The sequence below is a fragment of the Afipia birgiae 34632 genome (assembly GCF_000308295.2).
In the GTDB taxonomy this organism is placed as follows: Bacteria; Pseudomonadota; Alphaproteobacteria; order Rhizobiales; family Xanthobacteraceae; genus Afipia; species Afipia birgiae.
Map to the genome: position 1 here is coordinate 2,663,883 of NZ_HG326652.1, position 21,366 is coordinate 2,685,248.

A 21,366-nucleotide genomic window follows, 5' to 3' on the forward strand; every position below is an offset into this window, starting at 1 on the left:
ATTGGAGTACAGCGAATGATCCGGGCCGCCATTGTCGGGCTGGGATGGTGGGGGCAGACCATCGCCAGCAATCTCGCGACCAGCGACATTATCAAACCCGTGCTGGGCATTGATCCGCTTGAGCCGATGCGCGCGAAGGGCGCTGCATTGGGGCTTGAAACATCCGCGCGCTTTGAAGATGCGCTGGCGCGATCCGATATCGACGCGGTCATTCTCTGCACCCCGCAGGACCACCACGCGGCCCAAATTGAGGCCGCTGCCCGATCGGGACGTCACGTGTTTTGCGAAAAGCCCCTCTGCACGACAGCGACCGATGCCGAGCGCGCGATCGCCGCGGTCAAAGCAGCAAAAGTGCAACTCGGCATCGGTCATGAACGACGCTTCGAGCCTGCCGTGATCGAAATGCGTCAACGGCTGGCCGATGGTGAATTCGGCAACGCGCTCGTGCTCGAAGGCAATTTCAGTCAGGACAAATTCCTCAACCTGCCGCCCGACAACTGGCGCCTGTCAAACACGGTCAACCCCGTCGGCCCGTTGTCGGCAACCGGCATTCATCTGGTGGACCTGTCGATCGCGATGCTCGGGAAGCCCACCCATGTGTGGGCCCGACTCGCGACACTCGGAAGCCAATTCGCGAACGGCGACACACTCTCGATCACCATCGGCTTCGACAGCGGTGCGACAGCGACGTTGAGTGCGGTTCTTGCGACACCCTTCATGGGGCGCTTGGCGCTGCTTGGATCCAAAGGCTGGATGGAGATCCGCGACCGGACGCACCCCGAAAATCCGACCGGCTGGGATGTTACCCGCGTTCTCCGCAATCAATCGCCGGAGACGACCTATTATCAGCCCCATCCGGCAGTGCGCGACAATCTGGAAGCGTTCGGGCGGGCAGCGCTCGGCGGCGCTTCCTATCCCGTGTCCCATGATGAGATGCTAACCAACGTCCGGGCGTTCGAGGCCATTCAGCGCTCAGCGAAGAGCGGCAGCATTGAGCCGGTTTGATTTCACGGTAGGCCGCTTGGCATCTTGACCCGACATCCGCAAAAATCCCGCGAGATAACCGTCGATCGCGTTGGCGATCATCTCTTCCTTTTCCTGAAGAGCAGGCATCTCGTAGATGTACCGCCGGACGCCGTAATAAAAAATACCGCCGTGGAAGACCCACGCCATTTCGATCTCGGCCGCCGTTGGCTTCGCCTGCGTCGGCAGGCCTGCTTCAAATCTGCATTCCTTGATAATGCGCGTCAGGATCTTGTCGCGCACAACGCCCACGTACCAGCGGTTGATATCGAGACCTTTGAGACCTGAGAACAGATAGATTCTCAGCCACTTTCGCGTGAAGATCACGTTGGTGTAGGCCTCATAGAACTGCACCAGCCGCTCGCGGATCGGACGCGACCTATTAGTGAGAAGCTTCTCCCAACCTGTGTCGAGCGGCTCAAGATAAACCTTGCGGTAAACCTCCTTGACCAACTCTTCTTTGCTCGGAAAATAGCGATAGAGCAGCGGCTGGGTCACGCCCAATTGGCGCGCGAGCTCGCGGGTGCCGCCGTTGAATCCTTCTTCGGAAAAGAACTCTGTCGCCTTGCGAACGAATTCCTGGCGCCGATCTTCGGGAGACAGGCGCTTCTGCTTGACGCGGGTGACCGATGATGACGACTTCTTTGCCATAAAAACCTGCGGGATCACGCCCTGGGAACGAAGTGACCAAAATTACCGCGTGCAAATAGCAGCGGCTCGGCACGGTTGTACGCATAAGCCTCCACCGCACCAAGGAAAATTACATGGTCGCCGCCGTAATAGCGGTCAGCGCTGCGGCACTGAAATGTGGCAACGGCATCGGCAAGGACGGGTGCATTGCCCAGACCTGGCTCCCACGACAGCCCGGCAAACTTGTCCTCTGCACGCGTGGCAAACTGCATTGCAAGCGCCTGCTGCGAGGCGCCGAGCACATTGACTGCAAAATGGCTCGCGTTCTGAAAAATGCTCATGCTCGGCGAGTAAATCACCAAACTCCAGAGCACCAGCGGCGGATTGAGCGAAACTGATGCAAACGAATTGCAGGTCAACCCTGCCTGCTTGCCATCCGGAGTTGCAGCTGTGATTACGGTAACGCCGGTGGCATACGAGCCTAGCGCGTTGCGGAAATCACGCGGATCGATCGATGAGCTGTCGCTCGACAGTTCATTTCCGATTTCGGTGGGGTGCTGCGAAACGGCGACCATAGCTACCCTCTTAAAGGGTCAGATTTTCGGACGGCAGATCGAGCGCGACGCGCCCGTAGTTCGTCCCGGCTGCATCGAAGCTGAACGCAATATGTGCATTGATTGCATGCGCGTCCCGGAATTGCCGCTGAAGCGCGCCCGTGGTGTAAAGACCGCGCGCACCACTCGCGGAAAACAGCAGCGAAACCGCTTCCGTGCACAGGTTGACGGCATAGGCACCGTCCCTCCGATACCTTGTCTTTTCTGCGAGCATGGGAATGTCGCCGCGCCGGGCGTCGGCCATCGCATCAATGCAGGTCCGCCGCATGATGAGACGTGCCGTATCGATCTTGGCCGAGGCTTCGGCAATCTTGATCTGCGTCGTCTGCAAATCACCCAGCTTGGCACGGTTGTAGGTCGAGGCACGATGCCGTGCGATCTCGACGTAGTCGTCCAGACACGCCTGCGCATTGCCGAGCGCGGCCCCCGACAGGACAAACGGAAACAACGCGAACACAGGCAGCGCGTAAAGCGGGCCGGGATTGACGATGCTCCCCGGCGTGGCGCCGCCCGCCACATCCTTGACCGCAAGCGTCATATGCTCGGGGACAAACACATCCTTGGCCTCGACGTCGTTCGATCCCGTCCCCTTCAGGCCGGTAGAATTCCATACGTCGAGGATCTTGTAGTTGTCCTGCTTCAGCAAGAAGACGCGATACTCGACGCCATCCGCGTCGTCATCGGATGACACAATTCCAGCGAGCATATTCCAGGTGCTTGAATCAACACCTGACGAGAATGGCCAGCGGCCAGACAGTTTATAGCCCCCCGCCACCCTGGTCGCGCGACCGGCCGGAAACACAAACGACGACGCGATAAGAGCGTCTGGATTATCCTTCCAGACTAAGTCCTGCGCACGTTCGTCGAACATACCGAGCATCCAGTGATGACTGGCCAGGTTTGCAAGATTCCATGCAACCGAAGCATCCGCCAGCGCGACAACGTCGGCAAAATCGACCAACGCGACGTAATCCAGTTCAGCACCTCCAACACGCTTGGGCTGTAGAATCCTGAACAAACCGGCCTCGTGAAGATCCTTCTCGGTCTCGGGAGGAAGGCGCCGCATCTCTTCGGTCGTTGCGGCACGTTCACGTAGTTTCGGAACGAGCGCATGAGCGCGCTGCAACATCTCGGAATACGCGTCGTCCTGGCCGCTCGAACGCCGGTCCAACTTGTGAACGGTGCCTGACATGACTGCCTCCCTGCCTCTTATCGCGCTGCTGCTTTTCTGGGAGCGTTCGGCTTGATGTGGGGCCGATCAAGATAGAGCGAAGCTTTGAGTCCCTCGTCATCCTGGGTTGCGAATTCAGACAACAGCTTCATTTCCGGAATTCGCGAACGATCCAGCGAATTCACATCCGGCCAGTCGATTTCGACCAGATTACCGGCGGGGTCGCGCAGATACATTTGGACGCAACCATCCGGCAATTCGTTTACTGCATTCCGGAACGCTTTGAAATCCAACGCGCCGATCGCCTTCGCCTGTTCGTAGGCGGCGTGAAAATCGTCCACGTCGAGCGCAAAGTGCTGGTAGACCGGAACGCTGTCTTCAAGTTCAAAGAGATGGAGCTGAAGATCTCCACACCGCAAGTATTTGGTTTTGAAACCAAAATTGTAGGTCGGGATGAGCTCCATGCCAAGGACGGTTTGATAGAAGCGAGCCGACTCTTCCAGATCCTTTGCACCGATGGAGAGATGATTAAAACCGAGAACCTTCATGCTTGCACTCCCGAAATTTGCCAACGTCTTTTTGATTTATCACCCGATAAATAACGCGGCAGTGGCAGGAATGCAAGCGGATTGACCACGACGCGCTGCACAAAACGCGCCGCGAGGCCATTCGCGCATGGCGACAAATAACTTCCAAGATGGATCAGTCTGTTAGCCGTCCTGCGGGAAGACTAGTCGGGCCTGCCCAACACCCTCAGGATCTCGGCCCGTGATGAGCGAGGCCGATGAATACCGCTCAATGCCGCGCGCAGGTCCGAAACACGTTCAGCGTTGCTTCCTGCGCGGGTGCCGTCCGCATTGAGAAAGCTGTTTTCGAATCCGATCCGGCAATGTCCGCCCATAGCCGCTGCGGCGACCAGCGACGCAGTCTCGGATGCGCCGAAAGCGCAAACCCACCAGTCGAACCGCGGAGCGCCTCCACTGTCTCGAATCTTCGCAACAAACGGTGCGAGCTCTGCAGGATCGCTCTCCTGGTCTGCTGCATAGCGGCCAAGCGGAAAAATAACAGAATGCCGTTTACCTGGAATGATCCCGCGTTCGATGAGATCGAGCAGATGATCGAATTCAGTCGCCGCGTAGACAATGTGCTGAACCGCAATGCGCTGCTCGTGAGCCCAGCGATACAACTGCGCCGCATTCGCCTCCGCGTCCGGCTCCGGAATCAATTCCTTCGTTGCAATGCTGACTGCTTCTGGTTGTACCGCCTGGACCACCGCGATCTGCTCGTGCGGCTTGAACATGCCGACGGCTTCAGTCGTGATTTGAACCACGAACTCCGGGCCTGTCGTTCGCCGCACAGCCTCGGTCGCGGCCAGATAGCGTGATGCATCGAGTGTATGCCGGCCATTGCCGTCGCGAACATGCATGTGAATGGCCTGCGCACCAGCGACCTGACACGCGCGTGCATCAGTTGCGAGCGCGTTGGCCGTGAGGGGCAGATTGGGATGCTCGGCGTGACCTTTGCGCGCACCATTCGGCGCGACCATGATTGTCAGATCGGCCATACCGGCCCCTACCCTTCGATAAGATGTTCTGTGAAAACGAGCGTGGGAACTGACCTACGATGTCAGTTTCTTCCGGTCAATTCCGTGCATCGTCTCAAGGACAGCGCAAACGGCTGCGGTATCCTGTTCTCTGCGACCAAGCGCGGCACCAGCATGATAGATCTGGGATGCAGCAGCATACACAGGAAGCGCGCAATCAAGACTATCTGCAAAGCCATCGATGATCGCGATGTCCTTGAGTTGCATGCGGATGGTGGCTGTTGGCTCATCGTAGTTCTGATCGCGCATCAAGGGACCGCGCATCTGGAACATACGTGACGTGCCGGCGCTGTCTGCAAGCGTATCGTAGACCAGTGCCGGATCCATCCCGGCCTTGATTCCGAGGACCATGGCTTCCGCCGCCGCCACGTTATGGATCGTGACGAGATGATTGGCGATGTATTTCATGACACTGCCCCGCCCGAATGTCCCGAGGTAATGCTGGACGCGCGACATGCCAGCGAAAACCGCCGCGCAACGCTCGAAAGCGTCCTTGTCGCCGCTCCCCAGAATGACGAGGTCTTTGTTTACGGCCTGCGCACCGGTGCCGCTGATCGGGCAATCGAGCAGTATTTTGCCGTACCTTTCCATTTCATCGAAGGCTGCTTGCTTGATGTCCATCGGCAGCGTCGAACATTCAATGACGATCTGGCCGGTACCCTCAGCCTGAGCGATGCCTTCGGCGCCGCCAATGACGTCGATCAAGGCCTCTGCCCTTGGCAGCGACATGATGATGATCGATGCGGCTTCAGCCACTGCGCGCGGAGAGGCCAAGACCCGGCCACCGGAACTCTCCAGGCGTACGCAGGCTGCCGGCACCGGATCGTATCCGACGACATTAAATCCAGCCTGAGACAGATTGCGCGCCATGGCCGTGCCCATGATGCCAATGCCGACGATACCAACGTTCTTGTCCATTCAGTGCGCCTTACGGGGATAACTTTCGCGAGGCAATGATTGCTCGCGAAACTTGGTGGGCTCACCTGCGATTAGCCCATTATGACCAAACTTGCCAACCAAGCCGATCATAACAAATCAAGAAACAGATCGCGTCACCGAAATCAGGCAGGCGCACAGCCCGCTCTAGGGGCTACGGTCGAGGCAAGTCCGTTTGTCTGCGTTGACAAACCCCCGTGGACAGTGCTGCCGGCAGTCAACTCAATGCGACAGAAAGACCGGGACCGGTGGACGCGCAAGCATGCTTCTGGTGGCGCCGCCGAGAACGAATTCACGAAAACGCGAATGACCATACGCGCCCATCACAAGAATATCTGCATCGCGTAACGCTACGTGCGATTCCAGCACCGTTCCGATATCGCGGCCAGCAGCGTCAACCTCGTCGAGAACCACGTCCATTCCGTGTCGCGCCAGATACTTGGCCAGCTCCGCACCAGAACGCCCGCCGGACAACACCTTTTCGTTGGTCACCGTTAGCACAAAGACCTGCTTCGCTTTCTTCAGAATCGGCAGGGCGTCCGCTACCGCACGGGAGGCCTGCCTGCTGAAATCCCAGGCCACAACCGCGATATCGAGTGCCACCGCCTTGCTCCATCGCGGCCGGTCAGGCAAGACGATAGACGGCCGCCCCGATCCAAAGATCAAGCTTTCAGCGAGCCATCGCTCGACCGTATCTGTGTCAGGCATCGGAACGATGGTCATATCCCGGAGACGCGCGTAATCAATCACCAGATCGGGGAACTGTGATGTCGTGCATCTTTCGAGAATGGTTTCCTGGAACACTTCGTTCCGTTCTGCCGTCTTTTGAAATTCCGAAAGCGCTTGCTCAGCGGCCAACGCGCTCTTTTTCAACTCAGCAGCAACCAGCGCGGGAACATTCAGCAACGCGCTTCCGATCGGGCTAGCTGGTGCGGCGACTCTAACCTCACAGGCGATAGCCGAGACGCGGGATTCGAGTGCGACCGCAAGCGAAACGGCATCTTCGATCGCCGATAGCCGCGTCCGCTCCGGATAGGTCGTCAGGGAAACCAGAATGTCCTCGAATGCCATTGCGCTCTCCTTCGCCAAATAACTGTCCTTCCCTCTTAGCGTGGAACGCCGATACCCCCTTGATTCATCGCAATCAATTCAACTCGTCATCATTGGGCGCGCTGGCCTCAAGCTCCGAAGCATGAGCGGCCAGATGACCTAGATCAACACGCGATCACGGCAGACCGCGTTCAATAGGGCATGTGGCAAGATGTATCGACCGCGCCGTTCAATCGAGATGTCGCGCTAGCCGTTATCGACGACGAAGTGCATGTATTGATTTTTCCATGCATTCGCACCGAGGCTGGCTGGATGAACGCACAGACAATGAAGCGCGTCGAAGTCACTCCGACCCACTGGCGCAGGTGGCCGGCTGTGACCTATTTCAGCTGCTGCGGATGACTGGCTGACGGCACCGCCGGTTCATCATCGGCAATCGCGCGCCACCCAGCGCCGTCGAGGTCATCGTATTGCCCGCTTCTAAGCGACCAGAGGAATCCAAGGAGACCAATGAGGCCGAGCGCTAGAGCGATCGGCACGAGATAGACAAGCACCTCCATCACATCACCTCCGGCGCAACGCGGCGAGCGCGAAGCGAATTCAGCATCACTAGTATGGAAGAGCCTGACATGGCGGCCGCTGCAACCAGTGGCGTTGCATATCCAGCGATCGCGATCGGAACAGCAAGAACATTATAGCCGATCGCCAGCGCCAGATTTTGCCGCATCAACTGAAGCGCCTTGCGCGAGAAGTCGATAGCGGCCAGCACAGGAGCAAGTTCCTTGCCGAGAAAAATCATGTCAGCAGCGGCCTGGCTCAGATGAGTAGCGCTAACAGGCGACATCGAAACCGACGCCGCCGCTAGCGCGGGCGCATCGTTCAGACCATCGCCAACCATCATGACCTTACGACCGCGCTGCTTGAGATCGTCGATATGCGCAATCTTCTCAGCCGGCGTGAGACCCGCACGCCATGCACGGATTCCCAGCACTGCCGCGGCATGCTTTACAGCGGATTTACGATCGCCGGAGAGAATTTCGACCAGGACGCCGCGCTTGAGGAGAGCCGACACCGTCGCCGCCGCATCCGGTCTGAGCTGTTGCCGAACGGCAAAAACATATCGATCCCGCCCCTTACTGAAGCCAACAGCCGAAATCTCCGGATCCGCACTCAGGATCTCATTCGCCATCCCCTCCGCACCGCAAAATGATGGCTTACCGAGCCTGAGTTCGACTCCGTCAATCAAACCTCTGACGCCCTGCCCCGGCTCTTCCACGATCCCTTCCAATGGAGATGCCATCCTCGAGGCGCGGGCAACTGCCGCCGCAACCGGATGGTGGCTGGCCAGAGCCAACCGTCCTGCCAACTGAAGGACATCGGTGGGAATGGCTCCGGCATTCACCACATCGAGTTCAGGCAAGGTTAGCGTTCCCGTCTTGTCGAAGACGACCGTATCGACACTTGCGACGCGCTCGACCGCATCGCCTGAATTGAGCAAAACACCCGCACGAAACAGCGAACCTGCAACAATAGTCTGCACCGTCGGGATTGCGAGGCCGAGCGCACACGGACAGGTAATGATCAGAACCGCAATCGCGGTAACAATCGCGTCGTGCCAGCTTGCGCCGAGCGCAACCCATCCCAGCATGGTGAGGAGCGCTGTTACGTGCACCACCGGTGCGTAAAGTCGTGACGCCCGGTCTGCCAGTTGCACATAGTGTGACCGTGCCTGCAGCGCGTTTTCAAGCAGCCGCGAGATCTCCGCCAGCAGCGTCCCCTCAGCCGCCGCCCCGACCCGTATCCGCAACGTGCCTGAAATATTCATCGTTCCTGCATAGACCGCGGTACCGGCCGCCGCCGCCACATACCGTGTCTCACCCGTGATGAGGCTTTGATCTATCTCGGACCGCCCATCAATGACGGTGCCATCAACAGCGCATCGTTCACCCGGACGCAGAAGCACGATGTCGCCAGCCGCGATGGCGGCAACGGGGATTACGCTGATTTCCGTGGCGGAAATGAACTTGGTCGCCGTCTCGGCCTTCAGCGCCGCCAGATTCCCCGCAACGGCCCGCGTGCGGCGCCTCATGTTCTGGTCGAGATAGCGCCCCGCCAGCAGAAAGGTGAGAAGCATGATAGCCGCGTCGAAATAGACATGCTCGGCATGATGAACCGTCTCGACGACCGACATGCCGAGCGCCAGCAAAACTCCTATGCTGATGGGAACATCCATGTTGACGCTGCGCGCGCGAAGCACGGCCAATGCCGATCGGAAAAATGGCTGCCCGGCATATGCAGCGGCCGGCAAGGCGATCAACGCCGACAACCAGTGAAAGAAATCACGCTGCTCGGGAATCATGTCCGTCACGTTGCCTGACCACACCGGCACCGACAGCATCATCACATTCATTGTGGCAAAGGCTGCCACACCGAGACACCGCAGTAGAAACTGCGACTGCTCGACTTCAACCACTTCCGCGCGGACCGGCTCGAACGGATAGGCCTTGTATCCAAGTGCAGCGAGGCGATCGACGAACTGCGCCGGGTCGAGCGATCCCTTCTTCCACTCCACCGCCAGACGCCGATCGGTCAGGTTTACACGCGCGAGCGTCACGTCCGGAATCGAGGAAAGCCCGCGCTCGATTTTCATCATGCATCCAGCGCAGGTAACGCCTTCAACCGCGAGATCGAGATGCGCAAGACCTGAGCCCAGATCCTTGACGTAGTAAGAGAAGTCCCGGATAGCAGCCATGATGCCTCCTCAATCGCCCAGCACGACGCGGTTTCGCGACCGGAATACGCGCTTGCCGCCTGCATCGCCCTCAAGGACCAGGTTCCACTGCCCTGCGAGGATTCCTTCGGCGCTCCCCTTGTAAATGCCGGCCTCAACTTCCGTCAGGGTTACAGTCCGATCAGCCCGCTTGTCCGCGGGGCGCTCCAGACGGCCGGAAAAATCCAGGCCGGTCAGCGGCGCCCCTTTGCTGTCGCGCGCCACGACCCGAAGGTTGGCACTGTCGGCGGCGCCGCGCTCAATGCGCGCCACGACCCGCCAGTGACGCGTATCCTGCTCGTGCGCAGCCTGAATCTCACGTTCATAGGCGAGACTCGCACGGTAGGCACTGTCCACATCTGTTCCGGGCAATGTGTCGATCGCGAATCGCATCATCAACGCATTGACGCCGATCACCACCCCGAAAAAGGCGACGAGCATGATCAGCACAGCCCGCCCGGTGAGAGGCCTTCCTGCTGTGGTCGAGCTACTCATGAGAGCTATCCATCTGTGAGTGTCATGGGATGACAAAATTGTCCGTCGCGAACGCCGCTTCCCCGAGGCCTATATCTGTGATGCGAAACGTGAGCGGCGTTGTTTTTGGAAGTTCGCCGGCTGGCTTGGCCGTAACGAGAACACGCAACTCTGTTGTTTGATCGCGTCCCAGCACTACCGTCGGCCTGTCCGGTGTGATCGAATCCGCGCCGACCACATGAGCTATCGCACCGCTTACACCGTCGACATCGATCGCGATCGTCCGATCGAAGCCGCGCTTGTTCAACAAGCGCACCGTGTACGCGTTGCGGATCGAGCCATCGCTCAGTTTGATGGCGACGGGGTTGCGGTCATGCAGCACGCTAATATCCAGCAATGAACGCGTCAGGAGCGCATACAACATGATGCTTCCGACACCGGCGATCAGGGCGGCATAGACAATTGTCCGCGGGCGAACGATCTTGAATATCTCGGACTTCCCGGCCCGCCGACGCTGAATGTTAATATCGTTGTCGTAACCGATCAGGCGGATCGGCCTGCCGATCTTTGTCATCACGGTGTCGCACGCATCGATGCAAAGGCCGCACTGAATGCAATCCATTTGCGCGCCGTCCCGAATATCGATTCCAGTCGGGCAAACCGCAACGCATTGGCGGCAGTCGATACAGTCGCCTACCGTCTCACCAAGCGCGCGCCGCTCCAGCGCCTTCTTGAGTGATGTGCGCTCCTCGCCCCGGTCGTACTTGTAGGTGACGTTCAGCGCCCACTCGTCGGTCAGGGCCGCCTGGATCCGCGGCCATGGGCACATGTAAACGCAAACCTGCTCGCGCATGAACCCCGCCAGCACATAGGTCGTGAATGTCAGGATCAGGATCCAGACATAGGCCAGCATCGGCGCCTGGAAGGTCAGGAGTTGCATCACGAGGGTGGGCGCGTTGTTGAAATACAAAACCCAGGCGCCGCCCGTCCACCACGCGATCATGATCCAGATCGAATGCTTCAGCACGATTTCAGAACAACGCTGGAGCGTATAGCCCTCCGCGTCCTTTTTCATGCGCTCGCGGCGATCTCCCTCGATGACGCGCTCGACCGCGTAAAAGAGATCCGTCCAGACCGTTTGCGGGCACAGATAGCCGCACCAGATTCGGCCACCGACCGCGTTCATTAGAAACAGCGTCAAGGCGGCGAGGATCAGGAGGCCTGTGAAGTAGTAGACTTCCTGCGGCCAAAGCTCAATGAAGAAGAAGTAGAAGCGGCTGTTCGGTAGATCCACCAGCACCGCCTGATCGGGCGCACCTACGCCACGGTTCCACCGGATGAATGGCAGAAAGTAGTAGATGCCAAGGCAAACAACCATCAGCTTCCATTTGATGCTGCGGAATGTTCCCGAGATACTCTGCGGATAGACTTTCTTTTGAGCCGCATACAGCGGCCCATAGTCATCGGCTTCTTGATCAGATGTGGTGTTTTGGTTCATGAGGGATTGGCCTCGCGCTACCTCACGATAGCCGTGACTGCTCCAACATTATTGATCCAACTCAAGCCGGAGCCGGATAGCCACGATGCGACTTGCACTCACTATTTTCCGCCGCCGAGCGAATGGACGTAAACCGCCAAGGCCTTGATCGTCGCTGGATCGAGGCGACCGCTCCAGGCCGGCATGACACCTGCCCGGCCGTTGGTGATGCTCTCGATAATGGCTTGCTCGTCCGATCCATAAAGCCAGATTTTGTCAGTGAGGTCTGGCGCCCCCTGTTCAATGTTGCCCTTGGCGTTATCGCCGTGACAAGCTGCACAGTTTTCAGCAAATATCTTCTGTCCGGCGACCCGGTCAAAGTCTTTGGCCGTGGAAAGACCCGACAGCGACCTGACATAGTTGGCGACCGTGACGATCTGGTCCTTCTTCAGGATGCCATCTCTGCCGAAAGCAAGCATGGCCCCTTCATGCGCCTTGGGATGACCTGATCGCACGCCGAACTCGATGGTTCGACCGATTTGGGCCGCCGAACCGCCCCATAACCATTCGTCGTCGTTCAGATTGGGGTAGCCTTTCGCACCTGCGCCGCCGCTGCCGTGGCAGGGGGCACAATTGTCACCGAATGCAGCCTTACCGCGCGCGCGCGCCAGCGCGAAAAGCGCCGGGTCCTTTTCGATATCGGCAAGAGGTGTGACGTTGAGAGATGCCATCTTCGCACCACGAACCTTCTCAAGATTCGCAAGCTCGACTGCGACATCCGCACGCGACGAGTATTGGATGAAACCCGTGGTGTAACTTTGAACGAGCGGCCATGCCGGATAAACGATCCAGTATGCGACGGCCCACACAATGGTCGCGTAAAATGTCAGAATCCACCAGCGTGGCAGCGGAGTGTTCAACTCCTTGATCCCGTCCCACTGGTGTCCTGTTGTGGACGTTCCGGTTACGGAATCAATCTCTTCCTTGTGATCCGTCATAAACCGTCAGTCCTCTCGTAGCGGAAGTCGCGATGCGGCATCGAACATCGCCTTGTTGCGAGGCCACAGTGCGTAGACAACAATGGAGAAAAAGATGCCTACAAATATGGGCGTCCACCAAGTCACGACAAAACCAGACACGGCATTCTGGACGGTAAGAATCGCTTTCATGTCCTGGTTTTCCTATCGAAGGTTCGCTTTTTCGTCGTACAGCTTGAAATCGACAAGCGTACCAAGCATCTGCAGGTAGGCAACCAGCGCGTCCATCTCGGTCGGATTTCCCGGCTTGCCATCAAAATTCCGCGCAATCGCCTTCGGATAACGCTTCGTCAAGCCGTCGACGTCACCGTTATCCGGATCGACCTGCGCTTTGAGATCCGCGGCCGCGTTGGCGATCTGCTCGTCCGAATACGGCACGCCCACCGTGCGGTTCGCGCGCAGGTGACCGGCAATGGTTGATGCATCGACTTCGGTCTCTGACAGAAACGGATAGCCCGGCATAACCGATTGCGGCACGATGGCGCGCGGATTCACCAGATGCGTGACGTGCCACTCATCTGAGTATTTTGCGCCGACGCGAGCGAGATCAGGGCCTGTCCGCTTGGAGCCCCACTGAAACGGATGATCGTACATACTCTCCGCCGCGAGCGAATAGTGCCCGTAGCGCTCGACTTCATCGCGCAGCGGACGGATCATCTGCGAATGGCAGAGATAGCAACCCTCGCGGACATAGACATTGCGCCCGGCCAGCTCGAGGGGAGTGTACGGCCGCATGCCGTCGACCTTCTCGATCGTGCTCTTCAGGTAGAACAATGGTGTTATTTCAACGAGACCACCGATCGCAATAACTGCGAGAATTCCGATAATGAGGATGACAGAATTCTTCTCGAAGATCTGATGACGTTTCCAGAATGACATGTGACCGCTCCTCACTCGGCAGGTTGAAGAGCAGGCGCCGGCGCGACTTCCGAGACCTCGTCAACACGTACAGTCATCCAGAGATTGTAGGTCATGATCAGCGCTCCGATCAGGAACAACGCGCCACCCGCGGCCCGGATGATGTAGAACGGGTGCATCGCTTCGACAGTTTCGATGAAGGAATATTCAAGGAAGCCGAGCGACGTATAGGCCCGCCACATCAGGCCTTGCAGGATGCCCGATACCCACATGGCGGAGATGTACAGAACGATGCCGATTGTCGCGATCCAGAAGTGCCAGTTGACGAGTTTGAGACTGTAGAGCCCCTTTCGATTCCACAGCCATGGCACGAGGCAATAGAGCGCGCCGAAAGAAACGAATCCGACCCATCCGAGCGCACCCGAATGCACGTGGCCGATCGTCCAGTCCGTGTAATGGCTCAGCGAATTGACGGCCTTGATCGACATCAACGGTCCTTCGAACGTCGCCATGCCGTAGAAAGCGACGGAAACGACCATCATCCGAAGAACCGGATCGGTACGCAGCTTGTCCCACGCACCGGACAGCGTCATCAGACCGTTGATCATGCCGCCCCATGACGGCATCCACAACATGATGGAGAACGTCATGCCGAGCGTCTGCGCCCAGTCCGGAAGAGCGGTATAGTGGAGGTGATGCGGGCCTGCCCAGATGTACAGGAAAATGATCGCCCAAAAGTGGATGATCGAAAGACGATAAGAATAGACCGGCCGCTCCGCCCGCTTCGGAATGAAGTAGTACATGATAGCGAGGAAGCCGGCAGTCAGGAAAAAACCGACTGCGTTGTGGCCGTACCACCACTGGAACATCGCATCCTGTACGCCGCCCCACGCGATGTAGGACTTCGAACCGAACAACGATACCGGCACCCCCGGATTGTTACCGAGGTGAAGCACCGCGATGGTGACGATGAATGCAAGATAGAACCAGTTCGCGACGAAGATATGAGGTTCCTTGCGCTTGACCAGTGTTGCAAGAAACACGAGCAGGTAGGTCACCCATACAATCGTCAACAGGAGGTCGGCGTACCATTCCGGCTCGGCATACTCCTTCGACTGCGTCACGCCGAGCAGATAGCCGGTACCTGCGATCAGAATGAAGAAATTGTATCCGAGCACAACGAACCAGGGAGCGAGATCGCCCGCGAGGCGTACACGACATGTCCTCTGTACGACATAGAGGGACGTCGCGATAAGAACGTTACCGCCAAACGCGAAAACGACCGCCGAGGTATGTAACGGTCGCATCCGCCCGAACGTCGTCCACGGCAGATCGAAGTTCAACGCCGGCCATGCGAGCTGCGAAGCGATGAGAAGACCGACGGCGAATCCGGCGACCCCCCAGACCACCGCCATCACCGAGGCGAATTTGATCGGCCCGAAGCTATAGTTCGGTTGACCGTTGATTTCCTGTGGAGGCAGAGATGCCGGCCGGTCGAAATAGCGATTCACGATAGCGAACGTAGCCAGCAGACTGGCCGCTGCGCTCACCCATGCATGAAATGCGAATGCTGTATCGTGCGCCCTTGCCGCAGCGACGATGCAGAGCAACACTGAAGACGCAAAAAAGGCAGCCAGGCTGCCCTCTCCGAACGTCATCCACTTGATCTCTTGTCGGTTCATGATTGAAATTTCTCGGTGCTTGTCCACATCATCAATCATGACCTTGCGTTGAGAAACTTGATCGAGATCAACCGCGCACCAATCTGCCCCGATCTTATCGAGTCAAACCTGCAGCGGTGGGGTGCGCTGTTCGGCGGCCGCTTCGCTCTTCGCGCGCAAAGCTTCCAGAGTGAATGTGTTGGGGCAGTAATCTGACCGGCCGGATTTTTTCTGCTGAAAGTCGCTGGCGCATCGCTTTGCCGAGGAGCAACTCGCGCAAACGCGATTGAGGTCGCCGAATTGCTTCGGATACCGATTCTGCAGGAGTTCCTCGGATAGTCCTATTTCCACAAGCCGTTGCTTCAGAAGCGCCTGCACACCGACGTCACTTTTGGCAACCACTAACAGCTCGGAGACGGATACTCCGAAGTCTCTGGCAATCCTGTTGATTTCCTCCGGATCCAGCTTCCGCAATTCATCCGATTGGCTGAATCGATGCGAGAGCCTCTTTGCCCACGAAACAACATGACCAATCATCGGAACACTTCCGAAACGTCGCTCCATCGATTCCTCCTGCATCTGAACGAGATTCTTCCGTGGACTGGACGAGATCGCCAGGATCCACAAAACCGCGGCAAGTGTTTCTGGTTGACCGCTCAGAACGCCCTTCGCCGGGGCTTTGCAACATCGTTCTTCAAGCGATGTGGCCTCGTCTGAAAATCCGCCCACATCAGAACAGCACCAAACATTACAAACATGGTCACGATAATCGCAGACAGAATCATTGCATTGGCAGGCATAGCCGTCTCCCGTTTGTCAGGGAGCAGCGTGGAGCACCTGTCAAACGCCGTCTTTGATGCGGATCAATTTAGGGCGGCTATTGACGCAATTTGCGTCCGGGACAATCCAGCGTGAAACAGTGAGAGTCAGGCTACGGCCAGTGCTTCGACTCGCCCCAGATTGATCAGGCGAACGCCCCCAGGGACAATCAAGATCGTATTCTCACGCTCGAGTCTGGTCAGTGTCCGGCTGACGGTTTCAACCGTCAGCCCGAGATAATCCGCAATGTCCTGTCTGCTCATGGGCAGGTGGATTGTTTTCGTCGAACGGCCAATCCTCTCCAAACGGTCCCGCCAGCCAATGAGAAACGCCGCAATTTTCTCTTCCGCAGATCGTCGTCCTAGCGAGACCATATGATTTTGAGCCAGTACGAGCTCATTTCGCGCAAAATCGTTCATCCGCTGCAACATACGAGGCTTACTTTCGATGAATCGGGAGAAGGGCTCCTTTGGAAGCCGGCATGCCCTGACCGGCTCGACCGCATCCGCGGAGAGGCCGTAACGAATGCCCGTCGCAACTCCTATGAAATCACCGGGCAGCGCAAATCCGATAATCTGCCGCCGGCCATCTGGCAGCAACTTGTAGAGCCTAACGGTCCCTTCAGAGACATTGAAGCTCGCGTCGGATTGATCTCCCTCCGAGAACAACGGCTCCTTTGAACCAAAACGCACGCGTTGTGACAGCCTCACCAGTTCTCGAAGTTCACTTTCATCGAGGGCGTCACAGATACTGAGCGAGCGTATTGCACAGAGGAGGCAGCCCGCGGGTTCATTGTCCGGATGACCCGGAGGAATGCGATGACACATCCAGGACTCTCGCCTTCACAAAGTTTTGCCGGTTCAAATGCTCGTCAGAACAAATCATAGCGACTTTGACGGTGATGGATTGATGCAAATCAATGCGGGGCGTGGCGAGCGCAGGAAAATCCAAAGACACGCGCAACTCCGGCGCCTCACACCAGAATATCGACGATGCGATACCTTTACGTTTACCTGGCGGCTGCGATCATCTCGGCGATGCCGTTCGGAGTCGAGGCAGCGTCTCCCGGCGAGCGGCGCGGCTTTATTTTCGCAAAGACCAATTGCGCTCGCTGTCATGCCATCGATCGATTCAATGCGAGTCCCCTCAAGATCGCGCCTCCGTTCCGCGAACTGCATCGGCGCTACAAGATCGAGACGCTCGCAGAGGCCTTTGCGGAGGGGATTTATACCGGCCACCCCACTATGCCGGCGTTTCAACTCGATCCAGATCAGATCAATGACCTTCTCGCATTCATGAAAAGCCTCGAATAAAACCTACCGCCGATAGTCAGCGTCCTGGTCCTAGTCGTCGGTAGCGCATTTCCTAAGCGACCGCATGACGTCCTCGCGAGAAATTATCCCCGCCAGCCGCTCCCCTTCGATGACAGGAATGCTTTGCGTCCGATGCTCGACCATGAGCTGCAGCACCCGGGTCAATTTTGTAACGCCGCTTACATAGATGAATGCCGGGTTCATAATGTCGGCGACAGTGCGGCTCATAAGAGCCTCATATCTCGGAACCATTTGCGCGGGTGCAAATGCAAAGCAATTCAGAAAATCGAACTTCGTGACAAGACCGATAACATGCGCATCCTCGGTCACCGGATAAGCGTTAAACTTGTCCCGCTCGAACAGCCCTAACAGACTATGCATTTCTGTTTCACGCGTTACGGTCTTCACCTCGCGCGTCATACAACCGGCAGCCGTTTCCTCGATAAACCTGTACAAAGAGGCGTCCTGCGCTTGGCATGGAAATCAGCACAAAAGTGCCTTCGTGGATTATTTGATATTTGCACGCTGTTCCGGCAGAATAACTTGATCAAGATCAATCGCGATCACATCCGTGATGCATACGGCACTCCTGAACCGTCTTTCGGGCTTTCCTCAATCTCGCAGTTTTGGCTCGGTTCGGACTTGAGCAACATGCGCGACTGGGCCAATACTCGCATCGAAGGGTTCTTGCCACGCTTTCCCATTGCGGAACATGAGACCCTGCGCGGGATCGAGAGGCGGATATTGAAAATAGACGATGAGGCATCGTCCGACGGGGCTTTTCGCGACGAGCACCTGCGGCTTGGTATCGACGGGTCCGGTATCGGCACTTGGGATATCGACTTAACGACCCAAAGAATGATCTGGTCCGCGGCCACGAGGAACCTGTTTGGCATTCCAGGTGACCAGCCGGTGGGCTACGAGCTCTTTCTCGCCTTGCTCGAGCCTGGAGACCGTGACCATGTCCAGATTGCAGTGACGCGATCTGTCGAAACCGGCTGTAATCTAGACATTCAATGCCGCGTTCGTGGGGGCGAACGTGGCCGTTGGGTTCGCGCCCGCGGGAGCATCGTAAAGGGTGATGACGGCGCTTCGCATCATCTGAGCGGGATAGTCCTCGATATCGACGACCAGAAGCAGATCGAAGAGGCCTTGCGGACACGAGAAGGACATCTGCGATCGATCCTCGAAACAATACCGGATGCGATGATCGTCATTGACGGACGCGGGATCATCCAGCTCTTTAGCATCGCCGCTGAAAGGCAGTTTGGCTACACGGAGCAGCAGGCTATCGGTCAGAACGTAAGCATTCTGATGCCGAATCCTGACAGAAACCGCCACGACGGATACCTTGCCCGTTACCAGTCCACGGGCGAGCGGCACATTATTGGAATCGGCCGGATCGTCACCGGCCAGCGCAGGGACGGAACGACGTTTCCAATGCATCTCTCCATCGGCGAGATGAAGTCTGGCGGTCAACCCTTCTTTACCGGTTTCGTTCGCGATCTGACGGAGTATCAGCAGACTCAAGCGAGGCTTCAGGAACTTCAATCAGAAATCGCTCACGTCTCACGATTGAGCGCGATGGGTGAGATGGCGTCGGCCCTAGCACACGAACTCAATCAGCCGCTGGCAGCGATTAGCAACTATATGAACGGCTCGCGCCGCCTGCTTGCGTCGAGCGAGGATCCGAATGCAGCAAGGATTACCGCCGCTTTGGATCGGGCAGCGGAACAGGCCCTCCGCGCGGGACAGATTATCCGGCGACTACGCGATTTCGTGGCTCGCGGCGAATCGGAGAAGCGCATCGAGAGTCTATCAAAGCTGATCGAGGAGGCCGGCGCCTTGGGGCTGACCGGCGCGAGGGAGCAAGGTATCTTGCTGCGTTTCAACCTGGATCCCGATTGCGATCTGGTATTGGTCGATCGTGTTCAAATCCAGCAGGTTCTGGTCAATCTGTTCCGGAATGCGCTAGAAGCCATGGCGAACACAGATCGGCGTGAGCTTGTGATCACCAATACCCGGGCTTCTGAAGACATGATCGAAGTTGAGGTTTCTGATACGGGGCACGGATTCGGCGACGACGTGCGGGCGAAGCTGTTCCAGACGTTCTTTACGACCAAGGAAACCGGAATGGGCGTGGGGCTTTCGATCAGCCGGAGCATTGTGGAGGCGCACGGAGGACGAATGTCCGTGGAAAGCAATTCCTGGGGCGGAGCCACATTCCGTCTTACGCTCCCGGCTGCATCGAGCGAGAGTCTCGACTGATGTCGCAAACGGGCAACGTATATGTCATCGATGATGATCCTGCGATGCGGGATTCGCTCGATTTCCTGCTCAGCGCGGCGGGCTTCAATGTAAGCCTTTTCGACAATGCATCGGCGTTTCTCAAGGACCTGCCCGACCTCGCGCCTGGCTGTGTCGTTTCCGACGTTCGGATGCCGGGCATGGACGGGATCGATCTGCTGCGACAGCTCAAGCAAGGGCCAAAGACGCTTCCTGTTATCATCATGACGGGGCACGGCGACATACCCCTTGCTGTGGAAGCAATGAAGCTCGGAGCGATTGATTTTCTTGAAAAGCCATTCGAGGATGAGCGGCTTGTCGTCATGATTGGCGCCGCGCTCGGCCAGGCGGCGAGCCATCAGAAAGATGAAGCGGCTGTCGCTGACGTCGCATCACGGATTGCCTCGCTCAGTCCACGGGAACGGCAGGTCGTAGATGGTCTGGTCGCCGGGCTTTCCAACAAGCAAATTGCCCGAGACTATAATATCAGTCCCCGGACCGTTGAAGTTTATCGCGCCAACGTAATGACGAAGATGCAAGCTGGCAGCATATCCGAGCTTGTTCGCCTCGCGATTAGGGGCGGCATCCTGAAGGATTGAGGCAAGTCAAAACGGGACCGTGCGGCGACGCTACCATTGATCAATGCGCCACTCACCCACGTTGCGGCCCTCGAGATGCCATCTCCGTTCCAAAAGCCCAATATCTGCGTCGTCGATGACGACCTCGATGTACTCAGTTCGCTTCGTTTTCTTCTCGAAACGGAGGGCTTCGACGTCCGAACTTTCAAGAGCGGCGCAGCGATGCTGGATTCGGTGGGGTCCGAGCAGTTTGACTGTTTCGTGCTCGATTTTGTAATGCCCAACATGAACGGGATAGCGATCGCAAACTGCTTGCGAGACCGGAAGGTTTCGGCCCCCATTATTCTGGTGACGGGATATCCTGACGAAAACATCCGGGCAAAAGCAGCCTCCGCCGGCATCGATCTGGTTTTACTTAAGCCGGACGCAGAGGAGCGGCTGGCTTCACGGATTCGCGCGGCTCTTCAATGGAACCCCGATATCGGCGGCGCGCCCCTCCGGTAAACTACTTAGGGTGCGGCCCCTAAGATATCGCGCGAAATGTCTCCGAATCACAGCTCCGCCTAGAAACAGCCGTCCCGCATATGGAGATGGCCATGCTGAACCAATCAGCCGATCCGATCGTCACTAGCAGTTCCGTTGTTCCGACGATGCCGACCACCGATCGGCTTGGCGTCCTCGCTGGTCACGCCAAACTCGTTGAGACTGAGTTCTGCTACGCGCGGGATGAGGAAATCTACGGAGAAGACGAGCCAGCGGAATATGTCTATCAGGTCGTCCACGGGGCGGTACGTACCTACAAATCGCTTTCAGACGGCCGGCGTCAAATCGGCGCCTTTCACTTACCCGGCGATGTCTTCGGGCTAGGATTGGAGAATGTTCACCGTCTGACGGCCGAGGCCATCGACGATACTAGAGTTCGCCTTGTCAAACGTCAGTCACTCGAGCTGGCGGCGGACACCGACGTGCACGTCGCACGCAATCTTTGGGCCATGACGGCACGAGATCTGCGGCGGGCCGAGGCCCCGTGGGTCGGTCAAAATCCCCCGGGTATGGTCACTTGAAA

General features: G+C 57.7%; 23 protein-coding genes and 1 pseudogene. 6 read left to right on the forward strand and 18 right to left on the reverse strand.

The annotated features are described in order from the left end of the window. Window positions 1-15 precede the first annotated feature (15 nt). Window positions 16-1,005: a Gfo/Idh/MocA family protein gene (locus BN32_RS12535; protein ID WP_019198553.1), complete on the forward strand. Its 990-nt coding sequence runs from the start codon at window positions 16-18 to the stop codon at window positions 1,003-1,005. Here BN32_RS12535 and BN32_RS12540 read toward each other — a convergent pair. From BN32_RS12540 to BN32_RS12625, 17 genes are all read right to left on the reverse strand, one after another. Further along, a complete protein-coding gene (locus BN32_RS12540; protein ID WP_019198554.1) occupies window positions 973-1,674 on the reverse strand; it encodes a TetR/AcrR family transcriptional regulator in 702 nt (233 codons plus the stop codon). The genes BN32_RS12535 and BN32_RS12540 overlap by 33 nt on opposite strands. 14 nt (window positions 1,675-1,688) lie before the next feature. Beyond that, on the reverse strand, window positions 1,689-2,228 hold the full coding sequence (locus BN32_RS12545; RefSeq protein ID WP_019198555.1) for a flavin reductase family protein: 540 nt from the start codon (window positions 2,226-2,228) through the stop codon (window positions 1,689-1,691). Between the two features lie 10 nt (window positions 2,229-2,238). Beyond that, entirely contained in the window at window positions 2,239-3,396 is a 1,158-nt protein-coding gene (locus BN32_RS12550) for an acyl-CoA dehydrogenase family protein (protein WP_430641918.1), read from the reverse strand. 80 nt (window positions 3,397-3,476) lie between these two features. Next, window positions 3,477-3,986, reverse strand: a complete 510-nt coding sequence (locus BN32_RS12555) for a VOC family protein (protein ID WP_019198557.1) — start codon at window positions 3,984-3,986, stop codon at window positions 3,477-3,479. 182 nt (window positions 3,987-4,168) lie between these two features. Further along, on the reverse strand, window positions 4,169-5,002 hold the full coding sequence (locus BN32_RS12560; protein ID WP_019198558.1) for a beta-keto acid cleavage family enzyme: 834 nt from the start codon (window positions 5,000-5,002) through the stop codon (window positions 4,169-4,171). 54 nt (window positions 5,003-5,056) lie between these two features. After that, the gene (locus BN32_RS12565; RefSeq protein WP_019198559.1) at window positions 5,057-5,959 is read right to left on the reverse strand and encodes an NAD(P)-dependent oxidoreductase; all 903 of its coding nucleotides are present in this window, start codon (window positions 5,957-5,959) and stop codon (window positions 5,057-5,059) included. Window positions 5,960-6,199: 240 nt separating this feature from the next. Then, a complete protein-coding gene (locus BN32_RS12570) occupies window positions 6,200-7,048 on the reverse strand; it encodes a universal stress protein (RefSeq protein ID WP_040426399.1) in 849 nt (282 codons plus the stop codon). Between the two features lie 359 nt (window positions 7,049-7,407). Next, window positions 7,408-7,587, reverse strand: a complete 180-nt coding sequence (ccoS, locus tag BN32_RS12580) for a cbb3-type cytochrome oxidase assembly protein CcoS (RefSeq protein WP_019198562.1) — start codon at window positions 7,585-7,587, stop codon at window positions 7,408-7,410. Then, complete coding sequence (locus tag BN32_RS12585) at window positions 7,587-9,779, reverse strand: heavy metal translocating P-type ATPase (protein ID WP_019198563.1); 2,193 nt, start codon at window positions 9,777-9,779, stop codon at window positions 7,587-7,589. Before BN32_RS12585 ends, ccoS begins: the two co-directional genes overlap by 1 nt. Window positions 9,780-9,788: 9 nt before the next feature. Further along, the gene (locus BN32_RS12590; RefSeq protein ID WP_040425676.1) at window positions 9,789-10,292 is read right to left on the reverse strand and encodes a FixH family protein; all 504 of its coding nucleotides are present in this window, start codon (window positions 10,290-10,292) and stop codon (window positions 9,789-9,791) included. Between the two features lie 22 nt (window positions 10,293-10,314). Beyond that, on the reverse strand, window positions 10,315-11,769 hold the full coding sequence (gene ccoG / locus BN32_RS12595; protein WP_019198565.1) for a cytochrome c oxidase accessory protein CcoG: 1,455 nt from the start codon (window positions 11,767-11,769) through the stop codon (window positions 10,315-10,317). 101 nt (window positions 11,770-11,870) lie between these two features. Next, window positions 11,871-12,746 (reverse strand): cytochrome-c oxidase, cbb3-type subunit III, encoded by an 876-nt coding sequence (gene ccoP, locus BN32_RS12600; RefSeq protein ID WP_019198566.1) that lies wholly within the window; start codon window positions 12,744-12,746, stop codon window positions 11,871-11,873. Window positions 12,747-12,752: 6 nt separating this feature from the next. Continuing rightward, the gene (locus BN32_RS12605; RefSeq protein WP_019198567.1) at window positions 12,753-12,917 is read right to left on the reverse strand and encodes a cbb3-type cytochrome c oxidase subunit 3; all 165 of its coding nucleotides are present in this window, start codon (window positions 12,915-12,917) and stop codon (window positions 12,753-12,755) included. A gap of 12 nt (window positions 12,918-12,929) precedes the next feature. Next, a complete protein-coding gene (ccoO, locus tag BN32_RS12610; protein WP_019198568.1) occupies window positions 12,930-13,664 on the reverse strand; it encodes a cytochrome-c oxidase, cbb3-type subunit II in 735 nt (244 codons plus the stop codon). A gap of 11 nt (window positions 13,665-13,675) precedes the next feature. Continuing rightward, window positions 13,676-15,301 (reverse strand): cytochrome-c oxidase, cbb3-type subunit I, encoded by a 1,626-nt coding sequence (ccoN, locus tag BN32_RS12615; RefSeq protein WP_430641919.1) that lies wholly within the window; start codon window positions 15,299-15,301, stop codon window positions 13,676-13,678. A gap of 126 nt (window positions 15,302-15,427) precedes the next feature. Next, entirely contained in the window at window positions 15,428-15,868 is a 441-nt protein-coding gene (locus BN32_RS12620) for a hypothetical protein (protein ID WP_244438138.1), read from the reverse strand. Window positions 15,869-16,230: 362 nt separating this feature from the next. After that, window positions 16,231-16,950: a Crp/Fnr family transcriptional regulator gene (locus tag BN32_RS12625; RefSeq protein ID WP_051488460.1), complete on the reverse strand. Its 720-nt coding sequence runs from the start codon at window positions 16,948-16,950 to the stop codon at window positions 16,231-16,233. Between the two features lie 165 nt (window positions 16,951-17,115). Between BN32_RS12625 and BN32_RS12630 the strand changes: the two genes are divergently transcribed. Next, a complete protein-coding gene (locus tag BN32_RS12630; protein WP_019198573.1) occupies window positions 17,116-17,436 on the forward strand; it encodes a c-type cytochrome in 321 nt (106 codons plus the stop codon). Window positions 17,437-17,466: 30 nt separating this feature from the next. Here the strand turns inward: BN32_RS12630 and BN32_RS12635 are convergent, their stop codons facing one another. Next, window positions 17,467-17,892, reverse strand: a complete 426-nt coding sequence (locus tag BN32_RS12635; protein ID WP_040425677.1) for a CBS domain-containing protein — start codon at window positions 17,890-17,892, stop codon at window positions 17,467-17,469. Window positions 17,893-17,979: 87 nt separating this feature from the next. On the opposite strand from BN32_RS12635, the gene fixL reads away from it, so the two are divergent. The 4 genes and pseudogenes from fixL to BN32_RS12655 all read left to right on the forward strand — a co-directional run. Next, window positions 17,980-19,704, forward strand: a complete 1,725-nt coding sequence (gene fixL / locus BN32_RS12640; RefSeq protein WP_019198575.1) for a sensor protein FixL — start codon at window positions 17,980-17,982, stop codon at window positions 19,702-19,704. Continuing rightward, entirely contained in the window at window positions 19,704-20,321 is a 618-nt protein-coding gene (gene fixJ, locus BN32_RS12645) for a response regulator FixJ (protein ID WP_019198576.1), read from the forward strand. The genes fixL and fixJ overlap by 1 nt, the downstream gene beginning before the upstream one ends. 36 nt (window positions 20,322-20,357) lie before the next feature. Beyond that, window positions 20,358-20,804 carry a response regulator gene (locus tag BN32_RS12650; protein ID WP_019198577.1) on the forward strand — a complete coding sequence of 149 codons (447 nt, stop codon included), beginning with the start codon at window positions 20,358-20,360 and terminating at the stop codon, window positions 20,802-20,804. A gap of 146 nt (window positions 20,805-20,950) precedes the next feature. Continuing rightward, a pseudogene (locus BN32_RS12655) lies at window positions 20,951-21,322 on the forward strand (cyclic nucleotide-binding domain-containing protein); the annotation flags it as partial. Between the last annotated feature and the right edge of the window lie 44 nt (window positions 21,323-21,366).

What these genes read in the sequence shown, in the direction of transcription:
- BN32_RS12535 (WP_019198553.1), top strand. Translation starts at nt 16, where the DNA reads ATGATCCGGGCCGCCATTGTCGGGCTGGGATGGTGGGGGCAGACCATC.
- BN32_RS12540 (WP_019198554.1), bottom strand. Translation starts at nt 1,674, where the DNA reads ATGGCAAAGAAGTCGTCATCATCGGTCACCCGCGTCAAGCAGAAGCGC.
- BN32_RS12545 (WP_019198555.1), bottom strand. Translation starts at nt 2,228, where the DNA reads ATGGTCGCCGTTTCGCAGCACCCCACCGAAATCGGAAATGAACTGTCG.
- BN32_RS12550 (WP_430641918.1), bottom strand. Translation starts at nt 3,396, where the DNA reads ATGTTGCAGCGCGCTCATGCGCTCGTTCCGAAACTACGTGAACGTGCC.
- BN32_RS12555 (WP_019198557.1), bottom strand. Translation starts at nt 3,986, where the DNA reads ATGAAGGTTCTCGGTTTTAATCATCTCTCCATCGGTGCAAAGGATCTG.
- BN32_RS12560 (WP_019198558.1), bottom strand. Translation starts at nt 5,002, where the DNA reads ATGGCCGATCTGACAATCATGGTCGCGCCGAATGGTGCGCGCAAAGGT.
- BN32_RS12565 (WP_019198559.1), bottom strand. Translation starts at nt 5,959, where the DNA reads ATGGACAAGAACGTTGGTATCGTCGGCATTGGCATCATGGGCACGGCC.
- BN32_RS12570 (WP_040426399.1), bottom strand. Translation starts at nt 7,048, where the DNA reads ATGGCATTCGAGGACATTCTGGTTTCCCTGACGACCTATCCGGAGCGG.
- ccoS (WP_019198562.1), bottom strand. Translation starts at nt 7,587, where the DNA reads ATGGAGGTGCTTGTCTATCTCGTGCCGATCGCTCTAGCGCTCGGCCTC.
- BN32_RS12585 (WP_019198563.1), bottom strand. Translation starts at nt 9,779, where the DNA reads ATGGCTGCTATCCGGGACTTCTCTTACTACGTCAAGGATCTGGGCTCA.
- BN32_RS12590 (WP_040425676.1), bottom strand. Translation starts at nt 10,292, where the DNA reads ATGAGTAGCTCGACCACAGCAGGAAGGCCTCTCACCGGGCGGGCTGTG.
- ccoG (WP_019198565.1), bottom strand. Translation starts at nt 11,769, where the DNA reads ATGAACCAAAACACCACATCTGATCAAGAAGCCGATGACTATGGGCCG.
- ccoP (WP_019198566.1), bottom strand. Translation starts at nt 12,746, where the DNA reads ATGACGGATCACAAGGAAGAGATTGATTCCGTAACCGGAACGTCCACA.
- BN32_RS12605 (WP_019198567.1), bottom strand. Translation starts at nt 12,917, where the DNA reads ATGAAAGCGATTCTTACCGTCCAGAATGCCGTGTCTGGTTTTGTCGTG.
- ccoO (WP_019198568.1), bottom strand. Translation starts at nt 13,664, where the DNA reads ATGTCATTCTGGAAACGTCATCAGATCTTCGAGAAGAATTCTGTCATC.
- ccoN (WP_430641919.1), bottom strand. Translation starts at nt 15,301, where the DNA reads ATGACGTTCGGAGAGGGCAGCCTGGCTGCCTTTTTTGCGTCTTCAGTG.
- BN32_RS12620 (WP_244438138.1), bottom strand. Translation starts at nt 15,868, where the DNA reads ATGGAGCGACGTTTCGGAAGTGTTCCGATGATTGGTCATGTTGTTTCG.
- BN32_RS12625 (WP_051488460.1), bottom strand. Translation starts at nt 16,950, where the DNA reads ATGTGTCATCGCATTCCTCCGGGTCATCCGGACAATGAACCCGCGGGC.
- BN32_RS12630 (WP_019198573.1), top strand. Translation starts at nt 17,116, where the DNA reads ATGCGATACCTTTACGTTTACCTGGCGGCTGCGATCATCTCGGCGATG.
- fixJ (WP_019198576.1), top strand. Translation starts at nt 19,704, where the DNA reads ATGTCGCAAACGGGCAACGTATATGTCATCGATGATGATCCTGCGATG.